At 60.5% G+C, this 16,767-nt stretch carries 9 protein-coding genes; 2 read left to right on the top strand and 7 right to left on the bottom strand.

Annotation, left to right across the window (positions count from 1 at the left end):
• Positions 1-50: 50 nt before the first annotated feature.
• A complete protein-coding gene (locus FYK55_RS18660; protein ID WP_150077975.1) occupies positions 51-287 on the bottom strand; it encodes a hypothetical protein in 237 nt (78 codons plus the stop codon).
• A 12-nt stretch (positions 288-299) separates the two neighbouring features.
• Here FYK55_RS18660 and FYK55_RS18655 point away from each other — a divergent pair, with 12 nt between their 5' ends.
• Together FYK55_RS18655 and FYK55_RS18650 are read left to right on the top strand one after the other, a co-directional pair.
• Positions 300-3,635: a DUF1553 domain-containing protein gene (locus FYK55_RS18655; RefSeq protein WP_161604622.1), complete on the top strand. Its 3,336-nt coding sequence runs from the start codon at positions 300-302 to the stop codon at positions 3,633-3,635.
• Complete coding sequence (locus FYK55_RS18650; protein WP_150077974.1) at positions 3,632-5,125, top strand: DUF1501 domain-containing protein; 1,494 nt, start codon at positions 3,632-3,634, stop codon at positions 5,123-5,125. Before FYK55_RS18655 ends, FYK55_RS18650 begins: the two co-directional genes overlap by 4 nt.
• A gap of 64 nt (positions 5,126-5,189) precedes the next feature.
• Here the strand turns inward: FYK55_RS18650 and FYK55_RS18645 are convergent, their stop codons facing one another.
• The 6 genes from FYK55_RS18645 to FYK55_RS18620 all read right to left on the bottom strand — a co-directional run bounded on the left by FYK55_RS18645 (position 5,190) and on the right by FYK55_RS18620 (position 16,691).
• Positions 5,190-6,692: a sulfatase-like hydrolase/transferase gene (locus tag FYK55_RS18645; protein WP_150077973.1), complete on the bottom strand. Its 1,503-nt coding sequence runs from the start codon at positions 6,690-6,692 to the stop codon at positions 5,190-5,192.
• Between the two features lie 427 nt (positions 6,693-7,119).
• Complete coding sequence (locus tag FYK55_RS18640; protein ID WP_150077972.1) at positions 7,120-7,629, bottom strand: hypothetical protein; 510 nt, start codon at positions 7,627-7,629, stop codon at positions 7,120-7,122.
• A 300-nt stretch (positions 7,630-7,929) separates the two neighbouring features.
• Positions 7,930-12,636, bottom strand: coding sequence for a PVC-type heme-binding CxxCH protein (locus FYK55_RS18635; protein WP_150077971.1), 4,707 nt, complete (start codon positions 12,634-12,636; stop codon positions 7,930-7,932).
• 203 nt (positions 12,637-12,839) lie between these two features.
• Complete coding sequence (locus tag FYK55_RS18630) at positions 12,840-14,120, bottom strand: carboxypeptidase-like regulatory domain-containing protein (protein ID WP_150077970.1); 1,281 nt, start codon at positions 14,118-14,120, stop codon at positions 12,840-12,842.
• 300 nt (positions 14,121-14,420) lie between these two features.
• Entirely contained in the window at positions 14,421-15,068 is a 648-nt protein-coding gene (locus FYK55_RS18625) for a hypothetical protein (protein ID WP_161604621.1), read from the bottom strand.
• A gap of 453 nt (positions 15,069-15,521) precedes the next feature.
• Positions 15,522-16,691, bottom strand: coding sequence for a diadenylate cyclase (locus FYK55_RS18620; RefSeq protein WP_150077968.1), 1,170 nt, complete (start codon positions 16,689-16,691; stop codon positions 15,522-15,524).
• Positions 16,692-16,767: the final 76 nt, after the last annotated feature.

Raw genomic sequence — 16,767 nt, 5'->3', positions numbered from 1 at the left:
GGTCTCCGATTGGTTGGGGTAGCGGATCGGCTTGTGGAAAGTCTACCGATTCAGGCGAGTTCGCCGCGAGGGTAGTCCCGCGACCAATCGACCCACCCCGGTTCGGCGGCGCGGCCATGCCAATCTCGCTCGCCGCCGACAAAAGCCGATTCACGGGGGTCGGTCGGCCGATCGCCAATCGATGTGGCGGGGGGTGCGGTGATCAAAGCGGTGGCCAGCAACGGTGTCGGCGAGTAAGGTAATGCATCCCGCCGCAGCATTGCCCCGCCTCCCTTTGCAAGTTTCATCGAGGTCCGTTGATGGGACGTTCTTTCCGTTTCCTGGATTCGGTTTCCCGGCTCTCTTTTTTCTTGGTCATGGCGTTGTGGATCAGCCACGCCAACGGTGTCCAAGCCGACGATGGCACTGCTGGCGTTGGCACGGTGAACGTTGGCACGGTGGATCCCGCCGCCGCACCAGTTGATTACAACCGCGACGTCCAGCCGATTCTGGCCGATCAGTGCTTCGCATGTCACGGAACCGACAGCAACACCCGCGAAGCCGGATTGCGGTTGGACCAGTCGGAGAGCGCGCGGGAAATGAACGCCATCGTTCCGGGCGATCCGGATGCCAGCGAGTTGGTCGCTCGAATTACGACCGATGATCCGGACATGTTCATGCCGCCCGCGAAAACCAACAAGCAGTTGAGCGAGGCGCAAAAGGACGTTTTGATCCGATGGATCCAACAGGGCGCCAAGTACCAAGAACACTGGTCGCTGATTCCTCCGACGATTCGCCCACCGCGGCGGGCGGCCGACGCCGATTGGCGAAAGAATGAAATCGACGACTACGTGGCGGCGAAACTGGACGAGTTGGAGTTGAAGCCCACCAAGGAGGCGTCGCCCGATCGGCTGTTTCGGCGGCTGCACCTGGACATCACCGGTCTGCCACCGTCGCCCGCCGATGCGGCGGCCTTCCGACGCGAGTATGCCCGCGACGGGGACGCGGCGTACGACCAATGGATCGATCGTCTGATGGCACGCCCCGCCTGGGGTGAACACCGCGGTCGGTACTGGTTGGATGCGGCCCGTTACGGTGACACGCACGGGCTGCACTTTGACAACTATCGTGAGATGTGGCCGTACCGGGATTGGGTGATCCGGGCCTTCAACCGCAACCAACCGTTCGACCAATTCATTGTCGAACAGATTGCCGGTGACTTGCTGGCCGATCCGACCGAGTCGCAGTTGATCGCGACCGGATTCCAGCGTTGCAACATCACCACCAATGAAGGTGGAACGATCGATGAAGAGAATTTGGCTTTGTACGCGGCCGACCGCGTGCAAACGTTCGGGTGGGTGTTCCTGGGACTGACGACCAACTGCGCCCAATGTCACGATCACAAATTCGATCCGATCACCACGAAAGACTATTACTCCCTTGCGGCCTTCTTTCGGAACACGACTCAGGGAGCCAAGGATGGCAATGTGAAAGATGGGCGCGGCCCGACCCTGGTGGTGCCGTCGGCGGAGGATCGTGCTCGCTGGGAGGCACTGCCGAATGAAATCGCGGCCGCGGAAGCCGCGATCAATCAGCACAAAGTGGATTCGCAGCCGGCGATCGATGCGTGGGCGAACGCACTGAATGCCGACGATCTGCTGGCAACGCTGCCGGTGGAGGGACTGGTCGCCGGTTTGCCGATGAACGAGGGCAGCGGGCAGGATTTGCGCTCAACCGGTGACCTGAATGCGACCCTGCACGTCACCCAGCCGTTGGGCTGGCGGGCTGCTGGTGGTCATCCCGTCGCGCCGGTTGTGCAGAAGGACCAAGCCATCGAACTGGGGCCGTTGGGGAAAGTGGATGTTCCCGAACCGTTTTCGCTGGCGGCTTGGATCAATGTTCCCAAAACCGGTGAGGGCGGAATCATCGCCAAGATGGACGTCGACTCGTCGTACCGCGGTTGGGATCTCTATCGGCAGGGCAATTCCCTGGCGGTTCACCTGATCGACGCTTGGCCGGACAACGCCTTGAAAGTCGCCACCCGCGACGCCGTGCTGCGACCGGGACAGTGGCAACATGTGTCGGTGACCTACGACGGTTCCGGGACCATCGGCGGAATCAAGTTGTACCTCGACGGGACAGAGCAGCCGCTGAAGACGGAGAAGGAGACGCTGCGTCCCGGTGCCAACGCCGTCACGGATGTGCCGTTGCGGCTGGGGGCCCGCAGCACCGGCGGTGTGATGGATGGATTGTCGGTGCATGACTTTCGGTTTTACCGCCGGCCACTGGACTCGCGGGACGTTGCCCGCCTGGCCCGTGCCGAGTCGGTTCGGCAAGTCCTTGAACGGTCTCAGGAACCTGAACGGTCTGAGGAACCTGAACGGTCTGAGGAACCTGAACGGTCTGAGGAACTCGAGCAGTCCGGCGAATCCGACACCTGGTCCAAAGCCGATCGGGCGGTGCTGCAGGAGTACTACTTTGCCGTTGTCGATGACACGTATCCCGATCTGGTTGCCAAGGTCCAGAGTTTGACGGCCGAGCGAACGGCCATCGAAAGTCGCAGCCCGGTGACCCACATCCAGCGGGAAAAGGAAGATTCGCCCGCCATGGCCCATATCCTGATGCGTGGCCAGTACGACCAGAAGGGAGACCAGGTCGCCGCCGCGACGCCGGCGGCCTTGCACCCGATGGATCCCGGTGAACCGAACAACCGCTTGGGCCTGGCTCACTGGCTGGTCGACCGCGACAATCCGTTGACGGCCCGCGTGACCGTGAATCGTTTTTGGCAGCAGGTTTTCGGACGCGGAATCGTTCCGACCAGCGAAGACTTTGGGGTGACCGGCACACCGCCGAGCCACCCCGACTTGTTGGACTACTTGGCGGTGGACTTTCAAGAACACGGCTGGGATGTCAAACGTCTGTTCAAACAAATCTTTCGAAGTGCGACCTATCGTCAGGCGGCCGTCGCAACAGAACAGAAACTTGAACGTGATCGTGACAACGCCTTCCTGTCGCGTGGTCCGCGATTCCGAATGGACGCGGAAATGATTCGTGATGCCGCGCTGGCGTACAGCGGTCTGTTGTCCAGCCGGATGTTTGGCCCCGGCGTCAAGCCGTACCAGCCTTCGGACATCTGGAACATCGTCGGGCTTCCCGGCAGTGACACGCGGAACTACGTTCCGGATTCGGGCGAAGGACTCTACCGCAGAACCGTGTACAGTTTTTGGAAGCGGATGGCCCCGCCGCCGAACATGGAAGCGCTCAATGCGCCCAGTCGGGAGGTGTGTGTCGTGCGGCGCGAGCGGACGAACACTCCGCTGCAAGCGCTGGTCACCCTGAACGATCCCCAATTCGTCGAAGCGGCTCGGTGTCTGGCGCAGCTGGTTCTCTCCGAAGCGAAAAGTGATCCCCAAGATCGATTGCAAATGGTCACCGATCGCGTTCTCTGCCGTCCGGTTGAGGATCAAGAACGCGAGATCCTGCTGCAGTCGCTGAGCGAATTTCTGGCGTACTATCGCAGCCATCCCGCCGACGCCGCTGAGCTGGTCGACGTGGGAGAAAGTGAGACCGATTCATCCATTCCGGCGGAGGAGCTGGCCGCTTGGACGTTGGTCTGCAACCAAGTCATGAATCTGGATGAGGTCGTTTGCAAATGAGTGGGTTCCATTCCAAGCTCGGCTCGGCATCGGGCTTTGACCCGTTGTTTTCGCGTCGACAGTTTTTTACGCGCGGACGCAATTTGCTGGGCGGCGCCGCCCTGGCATCGCTGCTGGGGCCGGCATTGAACGGCGGGTCCGCGTTCGCCGCCGACGGTTCGCCGGTGGATGGGCCGATCGGTCCCCACTTCGCACCGCGTGCCAAACGCGTGATCTACCTGCACATGGTCGGCGGACCGTCACAGATGGACCTGTTCGACTACAAACCGAAGATGAAGGACTGGTACGACAAGGACCTTCCCGAATCGGTGCGCAACGGCCAGCGTCTGACCACGATGACCAGCGGACAGTCGCGGTTCCCGATTTCGCCGACCAAGTATCCGTTTGCGCAATTCGGCGAGTGCGGCATGTGGATGAACAAGGAACTGCTGCCGAATCTTTCCAAGAAGGCGGATGAAATCTGCTGGATGCGGTCCTTGCACACCGAAGCGATCAACCACGAGCCGGCGATTGCGGCCATGCAGACCGGGAACCAGGTCACCGGCCGGCCCTGTCTAGGATCCTGGGCGTCCTACGGACTGGGGTCGATGAACGAAAACCTTCCGGCTTTCGTGGTCCTGGTTGCGATCCCCAGCAATCGAGAGCAAGAACAGGCGATTTCGGCGCGTCTGTGGAGTGCCGGCTACCTGCCGGGCGAACACGCGGGGGTCTCCTTCCGCAGTTCTGGCGATCCGATCCTGTTCATCAACAATCCCCCCGGCGTGCCTGACGACTTGCGGCGGTTGTCGATCGAGCGATTGAATCAAGTCAATGAGTTGGGCTACCAGCGTCTTGGCGATCCTGAGACACAAACTCGGATTCGGCAGTATGAGATGGCGTTCAAGATGCAAGCCAGCGTGCCCGAGTTGACTGACCTGAACAGTGAACCGCAGCACACGTTCGAGCTGTACGGCGAAGAAGCAAAGAAGCCGGGTTCGTTTGCCAACACCGCTCTGATGGCCCGCCGATTGGCCGAACGTGGCGTCCGCTTCATTCAGGTCTACCACAACAATTGGGACCATCACAGCAATGTTGCCGGACGCATGCCCAGCCAGTGCCAGGATGTCGATCGACCCTGCTACGCGCTGTTGGAAGATCTCAAGCAACGCGGAATGCTGGACGACACGCTGGTGATCTGGGGAGGCGAGTTTGGGCGCACCATCTACACCCAAGGCAAGCTGTCACCGGAAAACTACGGACGCGATCACCACCCCCGATGCTTCACGATGTGGATGGCCGGGGGCGGCGCCAAGGGCGGGGCGATCTACGGCGAAACCGATGACTTCAGCTACAACATTGTCAAAGATCCGATCCACATCCACGATTTCCACGCGACGGTTTTGAAACTGCTCGGGTTTGATCACGAGCGATTCACCTACAAGTTCCAAGGCTTGGACCAGCGTCTGACGGGCGTCGAGCCGGCGCACGCGATCGAAGATTTGATCGCGTGAACGAACCGCCGGAATTGGCATCGCCTTTCGGTTTTCGGGCGCGCCTGATTTTCGCGGCACCGCGTCATTCGGCCAATTCGTATCGGGAATCGGTCTCCCGAGCTTCTTCGCGCAACTGCTGGTGGAATTCCTTCAACCGCTGGTGATAGTCGCGGTAGCCGGGAAAGAATGCGGGCTGATTGCGACGATTCCAACTTTCAAACGATCGCTGCAGCCGCTGGACCGTCTGCGGATCGGATCCGGAGAGGTCTCGTGATTCTTCCAGGTCGCCGGTCAAGTCATACAGTTCGTGATCGCCGTCAAGCATCACCAACTTGTGGTCGCCGCGGCGCACGGCAAGCTTCCGGTCTCCCGCCGTCCGCCAAAACAAGGCATCGTGCGGCGGTGCTGATTCGCTGTCCAGCACAAACGGCATCAAGTTGACGCCGTCGGTGGAGGATTCGCTGGGTGCCCCCGCCAGGTCCAACGCCGTCTGGGCAAGATCGATCGACAGCACCGGTGACGAAAAGACCGTCCCCGCCGGCAGCGTTCCGGGCATGCACATGACGAACGGCACGTGGATTCCGCCTTCGTAGACGTCTCCCTTCTGCCCCCGCAAGGGACCATTGTCCGATGCGTTGGCGTGCTCGGGGCCTCCGTTATCACTCAGGAACATCACCAGCGTGTTTTCCGTCTCGCCCCGGTCTCGCAGTGCCGCGAGCAGACGACCGATTTGCTGGTCCATCACCGACACCATCGCGGCGTAGATTCTGCGTTTCCGATTCTTGATCGAATCGAACTTCGCGATCTCCTCCTCGGGCGCCTGCAGCGGCCCATGTGGAGCGTTGTAGGCGACATACAAGAAGTAGGGGCGTTCATCGGCCGATTGCAGGAACCCGAGCGCCTTGTCGGTCAGCACTTCGGTCAGGTAGCCGTCAAATGCTGCCGGTTTCCCGTTGTCGTCCAGCGCCGCTTTGTAGTTCTCGTGAAGTTGCACCGTGGTGTCGACTTGAAAGTAGTCGTGTCCGCCGCCCAGGAATCCGTAGAAGAAATCAAATCCGCGTCGAAGCGGATGAAAAGGAGCGGCGGCGCCGAGGTGCCATTTGCCGACCATTCCGGTTCGATATCCCGCCTGGCTGAGACGCTTGGCGACCGTCGGCTGATCGGTCGGCAATCCCATCAGTTGATTGTGCGGATCGAATGCGACGTTGTTCACGTAACCGAATCGGTGCTGGTACTTCGCCGTCATCAATCCGGCTCGCATGGGGCTGCAAAACGGATGGGAGGAATATCCGTTGGCGAAGCGCACTCCGTCTCGTGCCAGCGAGTCAATGTTGGGAGTCGGGATGTCGGCGCAACCGTTGAACCCGACGTCACCGTAGCCAAGGTCATCGGCCAGGATCAGCACGATGTTGGGCCGCTGCGGGGATTCGGCCTGAACCGCGATCCGGGCTAGGCTCGGCAGAAAGAGAATCGCAATCGTCCAAGCAGTGACATGAGAAAACCGCAACCGCAGCGAACGCGGGATCAACGGGAGGCCGCCGGTGGATTCAACACCTCGCGACGATTTGGCAAGAAACGGAATCATGTGAGTCTCCTGGTGTGGCACGCACACGCGTCGCGTGGCGGGATCGATTTTGGTTCCCCAGCCCTGCCGGGCTGCATGCGTCGCGAGGGAATGCCACCGACACGGCCTTGGGGGCGAATGTTTTCGCCAGACGGAAAACGCTTGGCAGAGTCCAACGATTGTGACGGGTTCCCGGTCCCGATTTCAATGCGGTCCCCGAGGCAGACGAAACGCGTCGTCGCGATTCGACCTCAGTCCCGAATCGACCTCAGTCCCGAAGCGGCCTCAGTCCCGAAGCGGCCTCAGTCCCGAAGTGGCCTCAGTCCCGAAGCGGCCTCGGTCCCGATTACGACTTCAGTCCCGAAGGGACGGCAGACCCTTGCCGGCGGGCTCGCCCGCCGGATCTCGGCATCCTCCTCTCTCCCCAGTCCCGGAGGGACGACAGCCCCTAGCTGGAAATCGAACTGTTTGAGCCCGCGTCGACGGCTTGCGTTTGCCGTGACGGCATCAAGATCAAAATGATCAGTCCGAGCAGGCCCAGGACACCGAGGGCTCCCAACGACTTCGAATACCCTTTGGCCTCGGCGTAACGCATGCTCGCCCAGACGATCAGCAGCGTTCCGGACAGGAGCATGGCCCCGAGCATGATGGGGTCCGTTTCAATGAACGCAATCAGTTGGAAGGTGACCCCGCCGCCGATGCCTAAGTTGATGTCGCGATGCGTCTTCGGGGCGATTGTCACGGCCGTGTGGTTGATTGCGGCCGCAAACAAACTGACGCCAATCGAAGTCATCAGCACGCCCACGACCAGAAACAACACGATCCGACTGTCGTCGCGAACGTTGATCGAGTGTCGCGACGGATCGCTCAGAAAAGCAAACAGCAGCCCCACGCTGGTCAGCGCCAGTCCAACGCTCGCCACCAACAGCACGGTTCGATATTTCCAGGACTTGTTCATCGCTCGGTTGGGCTCCACGGATCCACATCGACTCACAACGGGGCAGTCGAAACCGTCGTTGCGAAATCCTGATCGGGGAGGGCATCGCCTTTGACGACCGCCCGTCCGGTCCAATTGTTGGCGCTCGGGCGGCCCGCAATGGAGCGTGTCGAGACCGGTGGCGATGACGGCAAAACGGTCGAAAAAAACGAGGTTTTCGTTTTCTGCGCCGATATTCAGGCAACAGCATCTGTCCGAAAAGGCAATCTCGCTGTGTTGCTACCAGCTCAGCGTTGCTACCAGCTCAGCGTTGCTACCAGCTCAGTGCGTTAACGAAAGCAGATAAGCGAGCAAGTCGCGCGCCTGGTTCTCATCGAACGTTTCGTGAAAGTTGGCGGGCATCGGCGAGGTCCGGACGGACTTTTGTTCGACGATCTGATCGCTGGGGATGTTGATTTCCTTGCCGGTCTGATCAACGACGACCAACTGGGCCCCGTCAGTGCGTTTGACCAGGCCGCTGACCACACTGCCTTCGTCCGTCAGCACGATGCTGGCTCGAAAGGCCGCGTCGATGTTTCGGTTCGGGATCATCACGTCTTCGATCACGCGGTCCAGACCGCGATTGCCCACGCCGTCCAGGTTCGGTCCCACCGCCGTGCCTTGTCCGGCGACCTGGTGGCATACCGCACAGTGCTTGGTGAACAGTTGCTGACCGGCCGACACCTCGCCCGGTTGGCCCAGGTAAGACGCCTTGCGCTGCGCCATCACCGCGATCAGCGCCTGATTTTCGTCTGGCAAGTCTTCCACCAGGCGATTCAATCGCTGCCGCTGCGGATCCGACGCCAGGCTTTCCAGACGACCGCGCAAGCTCGGGTCCGTCAGCAATCGTGGGGAAGCTTTCCCGGCTTCGACCAGGCCCAACAGTAATTCCAACCCCTCCCGGTCGGAGCCAAGCTTTGCGGCGATCCGAAGCTGTTCGGCAGCGGTCGCCCGCTTCATGACCTCGCCCAGCGGATCTGGGTCGGCGTCGTGCGATCCGTCCAGCAAGACGCCGATCAGGGACCGGGTTAGCGGTGGGTCGACTGCGGCAACCGACAAGGATTCCGCGACGGCGGAGAGCCGGGAACTGGAGTTCAAAGCGACCCAGGCTTCGGCCATCGCGGTCGCCGTTTCCCGGCCCAGTCGGCCGTCGGAAAGCAGCTGCGCGGTCGGTCGGCGAAGCGATTCCAGACGGAAGTCGGCGATCAGCCCCGCGGCGTGGCGACGGTCTTCCGACTGGCGGCTGGGGTTCAGTCCGGGCACCGAGAATCGTCCCACGGCCAGCCACGCGTATGCTCCCGCGGTGTCGCCATCGATCAGTTCGACGAACACGTCGCGCCCGGCGTCTTGACCCGTCTGCCAGTGAATCGGTTGTGCGGTGTCTTGCCGTGGCGGACTCCACTCCTTCAAAACCGACCGGGTGGCGGCGTCGCGGATCACGACCTTGTTCTGATTCTGAATCGGTTTGCCCGGAACCCCGTCGTGACCGGCGATGAAAAAACTGAATTGATCCGGTAGCGAAAACACGTCGCTTCGATAGATGCCAGTCAGCGACTCTCCGTTCGGGAAACTGCTGTGCAGCTTGGAGCCCTGTTGGCCATCGGACGAGTTCCGTTTCGTCGACAGCACCCAGGGGTTGCCGCGGTTGGGAGTCGAGGGGTGGGGCAGTGGGGTCCAACCGATCTGCGGCGTGCTGTCCGGCAGCGTGTCGTCGCCGGGCGGCAGGCCGAGGTAGCTTCGCGCCAGGCTGGCAGCCCATTGTTGGATGACCGGAGGAACTTCCGCGCCGCGACCACGCAATCCGTCACGCACCGATCGAAGCAAGGTTTGTTGGAATGCCTTGTCTTCGGAGAACCGCTGCTGAGCCATCTCCGCAATGGATCGCAAATGTTCCGAAGATGCGTAGCGAGCCGCGAACGACAGGTAGGTTGACAACTTCTCCGGCGGCAAATCACCTAGCGCTGATAGGTGGGCAGCCAAGTACTCGCCGGCAAAATCGGTTCGGATGCCCAGGCATAAATCCACGATCAACGCGACGTTCTGGGGTGGGAGCGTCTGCGTGACGGCTTGGAATCGGTCACGGTCTTGCAGCTGGTCGCGAAGCGACATGCGAATCGCATGTTTCAGATGAACATCCTGGTCCGGTACTTCAGGAAAAACGCGAATCAACGCTTCGGCCGCGGGAACCGAAGCGTGCTGGGCCGCCGCCATCGCTGCGGCACGTTGAACGCGGGGGTCGGAGTCGCTGATCGCCTCGGTCAAACGCTCTCGCAGCGCCGGGCTTAACGAATCGGTAGCACCGATCACTTGAATCGCATGCGAGCGGACTCGAGCGTTTGCCGAATCGGCCGCTGACAGGATCTCCCGCTCGCCGGCCGCGCCCAATCGATGCAAAACCCACAAGGCGTGCACCAGAACATTTGGGTTGTTTGTATTCTCCAGCGTCTGGCGAACGGGGGTGACCGCCTGGTCGCCGAAATGATCGGACAATCGATCGGTGGCCAGCATCCGCTCGGTCAAGTTCTCTGACGCCAAAAGAGACAGGGCGTCGTCGAGCGACAGTTCGGCGTGCGATCGATTTGACGGTTTCTCTGTCGAGGGCCGATTGAGTGAGACGTCGCGACGTTCCGCTCCGCCGTTGAACACGATTCGCCAAATGCGGCCGCGAAAGCGATCACGTCCGGGGTGGTCCAGGTCAACTTCATAGTGACCAATGATCCGGTTGTAGAAATCCGCGACGTACATCGCACCGTCCGGACCGATCTGTAAATCGACAGGGCGGAACCAGGAGTCACCCGAGATCAAAAAATCGGGCTCCTCACGCGCTTGAACGCTGGATCCGATGTGTTGAATGCTGTTTCGGTTGATACGGCTGGTCATCACGTTGCCGCCGAACGCGTTGCCGCGATAGACATCGGGGAACACGTTGTCGTGATACAGCGCGATGCCGCCGATGGCCGTGCTGCCGTGCAAATGGTCCATCACATTGGGAACGAATCCCAAGCCATCGTGGGGCTTGCCGAAGCCTTCGTAGACGCCGCCGCGAAGTAGCAGGCTGATCGGTTTGGTGTGGCAATCGGCCGTGAACAGGTCGCCGGCGGGATCCATCGCCATCCCGAACGGATTGACCTGGCCGTCGGTGAAGTGTTCGATTCGTGAACCGTCCAGGCGGACACGAAATGTATTGCCCGAATGCATCGTCACCTGGTGGCCGTCCCGTCCGGCCACGGTCGATTGGTTGTTGAATCCGTGGCAGGCGTAAAGCCAACCGTCCAGCCCGCGGGTGAAACCGTTGCACATCCCGTGCGTGTCACGGCTGTAGTCGAAGGGCCCGTACAACACTTCCCGCTGGTCGCACACGTCGTCACCGTCGGTGTCACGCAGGTACCAGAGGTTGGGGATGCTGTAGCAGATCACGCCGTCGCCATACGGATAAAGTCCGATCGGAATGTTCAGCCCGTCGGCGAAGGTGGTGATCTTGTCCGCACGGCCGTCGCCGTCGGTATCCTCCAAGATCTTGATCGTGTCGTGACCTTCGCCTTCCGGGGCCGGGTGCGGGTACTCGACGCTGCTGGTCACCCACAGTCGTCCTCGCGTGTCGAAGGCCAGGTTCATCGGTTTACCGATGTCCGGCTCCGCGGCAACCAACTGTGCTTCAAAACCTGGCGGAAGGACGAATGTCGCGAGTTCCTCCGCCGGTGTCAGCGGTTCGGTCGATCGAATAAAGCTTTTGAAATCGTCGTTTCCCGGCGTGTGCCCAGCGAGTTGCCCCGGTTGCGGCGCGGGTTCTTCGGTTCCGCGATTGAGCAGCAAAAAGGTTCCCAGCTTATTCCCCACGACGATGTCCGGGTGCCCGTTTCCGTCCACGTCCGTCGTGGTCAGTTGCGTGCCAACCCCGACACGGGGATCTATCAGGTGGGGTTGGAAATCCACGCCCAGTCGGGTTCGAGCGGTGCGAAGCCAGTACAACACCGGAAGCTCCGTTGCACCGGGATCGTTGCCTCCGTGCGCCCAAAACCGCTTGCCCGTGACGATGTCTTTGACGCCGTCCCCATCGATGTCCGCCAGCGCAACGGCATGCATTTGGGAAATCGCCAAGCCATAGGGGTTGTCGGAGGGACTGGCTCCCAAGATCGTGTGTCGCACAAATGCAAAATCGTCGTCATCACCACGACGCTCGAACCAACACAGACCGTAGCCGTGGGCGTTTTGAACTGACAACACATCGTTGTCACCATCGCCGTCAAAGTCGTAAGCGTACAACTGCGATCCGCCGGATTCGGCAAACGCCACGGGATGAAACTGGAACAATGCGTCGGCCCGTTCGCCCTGTTCCCACCAGCCGTCTTTCTCCAACAGATCCTGTTTCCCGTCGCCGTTCACATCGCCGACACCCAGGCCGTGAGTGAAGCGTCCGTAGCCGCGGTTGTCGGTGACCGGCGTGAACTGCCACGGAGCGCTCGCGTCAGAACGATCCGGGGATGCGTAGCCGTAACTGCCCTGATGGATGCAAACCAATTCCTTGAATCCGTCCCCGGTCAGGTCGACAAACGTGGGGGATTCGTTGTCGACGCTCTTCAAAGCCAGGTGGTGTTTCCAGGGTGACCGGGCATCTTCGGGGCCCGGGTTCTCGTACCAGACGCCGGAACCTCCCGGGATCGGGACGGAGAGGATATCAACGTGGCCGTCGCCGTTGAAATCGTCGGTGAAGCTGAAGAAGTGGTCGGAGTAGCCTTTGATCGAATACTCCTTCACCGGAGCGTAAGCCGATCGAGTTCGAAACTCCGGGCCCCGGTACCAGTAAGGACCGGAGACGATGTCGGTGAATCCGTCACCGTCCAGATCTGCGGCGTCGGCGCCTTCGCTGTGAAATGCTTCGCTGAGGACGAGTCGTTCAAACCGCGATTCCGGCGTGGGTTCGCCGGAGTTCGCGATCGGGTGCGAAAACAAGACCGACACCAAAACCAGCAAAAGGGATTTTGATTTCATTCGTGTCCGGCGGGGCGGGGGGAGGTGGCCAGCGAAATGTCATTCACTGACGATGTCTGGCCGGCGGGAGGCAGGAGAGCAGGAGCATGGGACCGAAGCGCCGTTCGTCGCGACCGAGTGCTCCGTCGCGATCAAAACGCCCCTGGTCCCATCGCATCAAGATAGACGAACTTGCCGCCGGTTCAAACAGTGCGAACCGACCGTCAGGGTGATGCCAGCACCACGCGGCAAGTTTCGCCGGCCGAGACCGTTTCGTCGCGGGACAAAATCAAAAAGGCGTTTTTGGCAGGTTCCCAGCCCGATCGGCTGAAAACCCGGTCGATCCACCCGGATTCACTTTGCAGATTGGCGGTCAACCATCGTTGTCCTTCGTGACTCTTGCCGCTGCCTGTCGCATGTTCTTTGATTGCCCGTCGCAACGGTTCATCCACTCTTCCAAAGATTTTGTCGACCTGGATTTGGACCTTACCGGTCGGAACGCGGATCGTGCGAGGTTGCTTTACATCGTCAATTTGGTCGACGATGTAAAGTTCGACGGATTCGTCCCGTTGCAAGTCGGAAAAGAATTCCGACTGTTCGCCGAAGTCCACCGTGTCGACCTCGAACTGCTCCAGCAGCGCGACTCCCTCCGCCGTGAACCAGAGGCGCTTGGATGACGATTGACCCGATCGGTCGAATCTCCAATCCCATTCCAATTCTGAGCCGTCCGTCTGTTCAAACGTTCGCGTCGCCTCAACGTTCAGCGTCGACGCGATTTCGGAGATTCCGTGACCAAGTCTTGGATAAGACTGTGACGACTCTTCCGCGTCGGGCTCCGGAGTGTATTCCTCCGACCAGGCCCCTCCGCCCCTGGATTCTCGGATCACACCGAAAGGCAGTTCGGAGAATGCCTCCGCACGAAGTTTTGATTGGAGGACCATGTCACTGAACTGGTCAGGGTCCGGCGCGGTGATGTTCCATTCCTTCGCCTGTCCGACTTCCAAGACGCGGTCTGCGATGTAGGCGGCCCAGCCATTCGATCGGAGTTGGATGTCGTAGGTGCCGTAGGGCATCGACCGACGAATGGCGACTCCGGAACCGTCGCTCGTGCCGGTCGCTTGAGCGAGTGGTCCGTCGTTGAAATCGGATTTCAGCGTCACCTCAAACCCGGACAGCGGTTTCCCGGACTGAGATCGGATTCGGATTGTTACGAGCGATTGTCCTGTCGTGTCCGATGAATAACCTTCCAGTTTGGATTCCAGGCGAGCAATGCCTTCCCGAATCTCACGCTGGCCGGACTCAAGCTTTTCGAGTCGACTTTCCAGGGCTTCAATCAGCGTCGCGTCATGCGATTGCTTCGTTTTTGCGTTGTCCGCAATCTCACGGTTAGTGCCCGTCTGGGCGGAGACCGTGATCGAACTGCCCACCATGACGGCCACCGCGGTGAACCAACGGGCTTGGGCGATCAGCGAGGCGAGCACGTTTTTTGGGGGAAACAACATCATCGCAGCTGCAACGGGTTGGAAGGGATGGAGCGTCCGACTCGGTGATCGACGCAGCGGAACCGAGTCAGCTGGCTCCCCTTCCAGGCAAGTCGCATGCCGCGACGAACGCAGATTCGGCTGAGATCCATCACGCGGAGAGAAATCGGGCCCAGATTGCCTTGCACCACAGCAGGCTCCCGTGGCCGAGCCGCACGAGCTGGACAGCGCTGCGTTTAGGTAGCCGCGCTCGCCAGAGCGTGGGATTTGCAACCGCGCCACCGCCTGGCGACGGTAGCTACATCCATTTTGCGCTGCGAGCCATTACGGCCGGATCAGCCGTAAGAATTGCCGCGCGGTGGTTTGGGGGACCGACAGCACTTGTCTTGCCGTGGGAAGATCGGTGCCGGCCGGAGAAGGAGCCGGCGTCAGTTCACCGGCGGAAGTCATTGGCGAGGTGATGGCATCGACGGCCGAATGATCCGCCGTCCAGTGTTCCATTGCACGCTCGTAGCGGTTGAGCGCCATTTGCTCCATCCGGTCGGCGGTTTGCAGCAGGTTCGGATTCCCGTTCCGATCGGCGATGTCGCGAAGTTGCTGCGCGACGTCCAACTGGTGGTTCAACTTGCGATCTTCGTTGGCGAGGTGTCGCGAGAACGAATCGTCCATGGTGCCGAGCGAACTGGGACGCTCGTCCAGCGACGGCTCCCGGAACGATTCTGGTGCCTGGAAAGTTTGAAAAGCGTTCTCGGCCGGAGGCGTCACCGGCTGCTGCAGCGGATCGTCCGTCAACGGGTTGTCGATTCCCATCTGGCTGAGTCGTTGATCGTAGTGATCATAGGCACGCTGTTCCATGCGGTCGGCGGTGCTAAGCAGATTGGCGTTCCCGTTTCGTTCAGCATTCTGTCGCAGGTGGTCGGCGACTTGCAGCCGATGATTCAGCTTGCGGTCCTCGTTTGCTTGTCGAACCAATTCCGAATGGGCCAACTCCGATTGGGATAGCGAACCGCCAGTGTCCGGGGGCGTTCCGCCAAGCTTGTTCGGCTTGTTTCCGGGGGACGTTGGGGACGTCGGACGGTGGGTCGGGACGTGGTCGGATTTCGCCGCCGACATTGGGGCACGCTGAGTAACGTTGCCGCGGCTGACCGGACCGGTAGAGTGTTTCGGTTTGGCCGTTCGGCCCACCGAACCTCGACCGCCAGAAGAGCGGCCTTTGCCGCCCTTGCCACCTTTCGCCAGTGACGGGGAGACGAGGGCTGTGCAGAGCGCAACGGAAAGACAGATTCGCAGCAACATCGCCGGCATGGTATCGCTCCAGCCCCCCGGCGGTGGTGAACTTCCAAGATCAGGGAAACGATCAGCGATTCCCTTAGAGCGAAAACTACGTCACAAACCGGCGATGTCAAACCGATCGCGGGCGGTCCGCTATGGTTTCTTCCCATCACTCAGGATCACGAACACTTCACGAGGATTGATGCGGGTAACGTTCAATTCCACTGGGATGCCTTTCAAACTGTCTTCGGTCTGCAACCGAATCGGAACTCCTTCGCGAGGATTTTTGATCTCCAGCGACACGGCGATCTTGCTGACGTCAAGCAGTTCAAAGCCCTGTTCACTTCCGGACAACGTCACTTCCGCAGAGCTCTCTTTCGGATCGTTGACGACCCAACGTTCGGGAAGGTTGCGATACTCGATCGGAACAACCAACGTCCGCTGAACGGTCGTGGTTTGGTAGGCGAACAGGAACCAACAAACACTGGCTAGAAACAGTGCCAGGGCTTTGGTGGGCAAATCTTGCCAGCCGGTGCGTCCGGAATCGCCGTTTTCGCCGTGAGCGTCCAGGTGCGTCTTCAACCGCGCAGGCAGATCAGCGGAATCGATTACCTGGATGGAACCCTTCTCAGCCAAACTGACCGTTCCACGCTCTTCGGAGACAACCACCACCAGGGCGTCGCATCGTTCCGCCAGTCCCAGCGCGGCCGTGTGCCGGGTCCCGCCGCCGTGAACCTTCGCGACATCGATCGAGAGTGGCAAGTGCGCACCCAGCTGAGCGACACGGCCATCCTGGATCAGGACCGCGCCGTCGTGTCCCGGTGACTTGGGATGAAAAATGCTCAACAACAACGGCACACTGATTTCGCCGTTGACCGGAATCCCGCCACGCAGATGGCGATCGAGAGGCTGTCGCGCCGGAAAGACCAGTAACGCACCGATCCGGTCTTCGGCAAGCTTTTCGATCGAATCACAAAGCGAAGTGACGTTCGTGTCCGCCGTCGTCAGTTGTCGTTTCCGGCGTCGCCAGCGATAGGAAGCCAGACGTTCAACGCCTTGCCGGATGTCTTGTTGAAAAACCACGATGAATGCCAGGGCGGCACCGAGGAATCCGACTTGGAAGACCCGCGTGGTCAAGTACATCCCCAGGTAGCTGGCAACGACGTAGAGCAACAGAAATCCCAGCAGCGAAATGCCGATGGCTCGCGACGCCCGTTGCCGAAACCAAGAGAGCGCGATGTAGAGGACCAGGCTGACGACCGCGATGTCCAACAGGTCCGCCAACCGAATCTGCTGCGTCAAGTTTTGGAGAAAGTGCTCCACCGCGTGGGTTCCTGGAAGAAGACGAGTCGCGAATCCGGCTACCGCTGCGTCTCGCCCACGATCAGTCGTTCGCCCC

The sequence above is a fragment of the Roseiconus nitratireducens genome (assembly GCF_008629675.1).
GTDB lineage: Bacteria > Planctomycetota > Planctomycetia > Pirellulales > Pirellulaceae > Stieleria > Stieleria nitratireducens.
Note: the sequence above shows the minus strand (reverse complement) of the source record. Positions and strands in the feature narration are given on the sequence as shown.

Coding starts and splice junctions, on each gene's coding strand:
- FYK55_RS18660 (WP_150077975.1), bottom strand. CDS start 287: ATGAAACTTGCAAAGGGAGGCGGGGCAATGCTGCGGCGGGATGCATTA.
- FYK55_RS18655 (WP_161604622.1), top strand. CDS start 300: ATGGGACGTTCTTTCCGTTTCCTGGATTCGGTTTCCCGGCTCTCTTTT.
- FYK55_RS18650 (WP_150077974.1), top strand. CDS start 3,632: ATGAGTGGGTTCCATTCCAAGCTCGGCTCGGCATCGGGCTTTGACCCG.
- FYK55_RS18645 (WP_150077973.1), bottom strand. CDS start 6,692: ATGATTCCGTTTCTTGCCAAATCGTCGCGAGGTGTTGAATCCACCGGC.
- FYK55_RS18640 (WP_150077972.1), bottom strand. CDS start 7,629: ATGAACAAGTCCTGGAAATATCGAACCGTGCTGTTGGTGGCGAGCGTT.
- FYK55_RS18635 (WP_150077971.1), bottom strand. CDS start 12,636: ATGAAATCAAAATCCCTTTTGCTGGTTTTGGTGTCGGTCTTGTTTTCG.
- FYK55_RS18630 (WP_150077970.1), bottom strand. CDS start 14,120: ATGATGTTGTTTCCCCCAAAAAACGTGCTCGCCTCGCTGATCGCCCAA.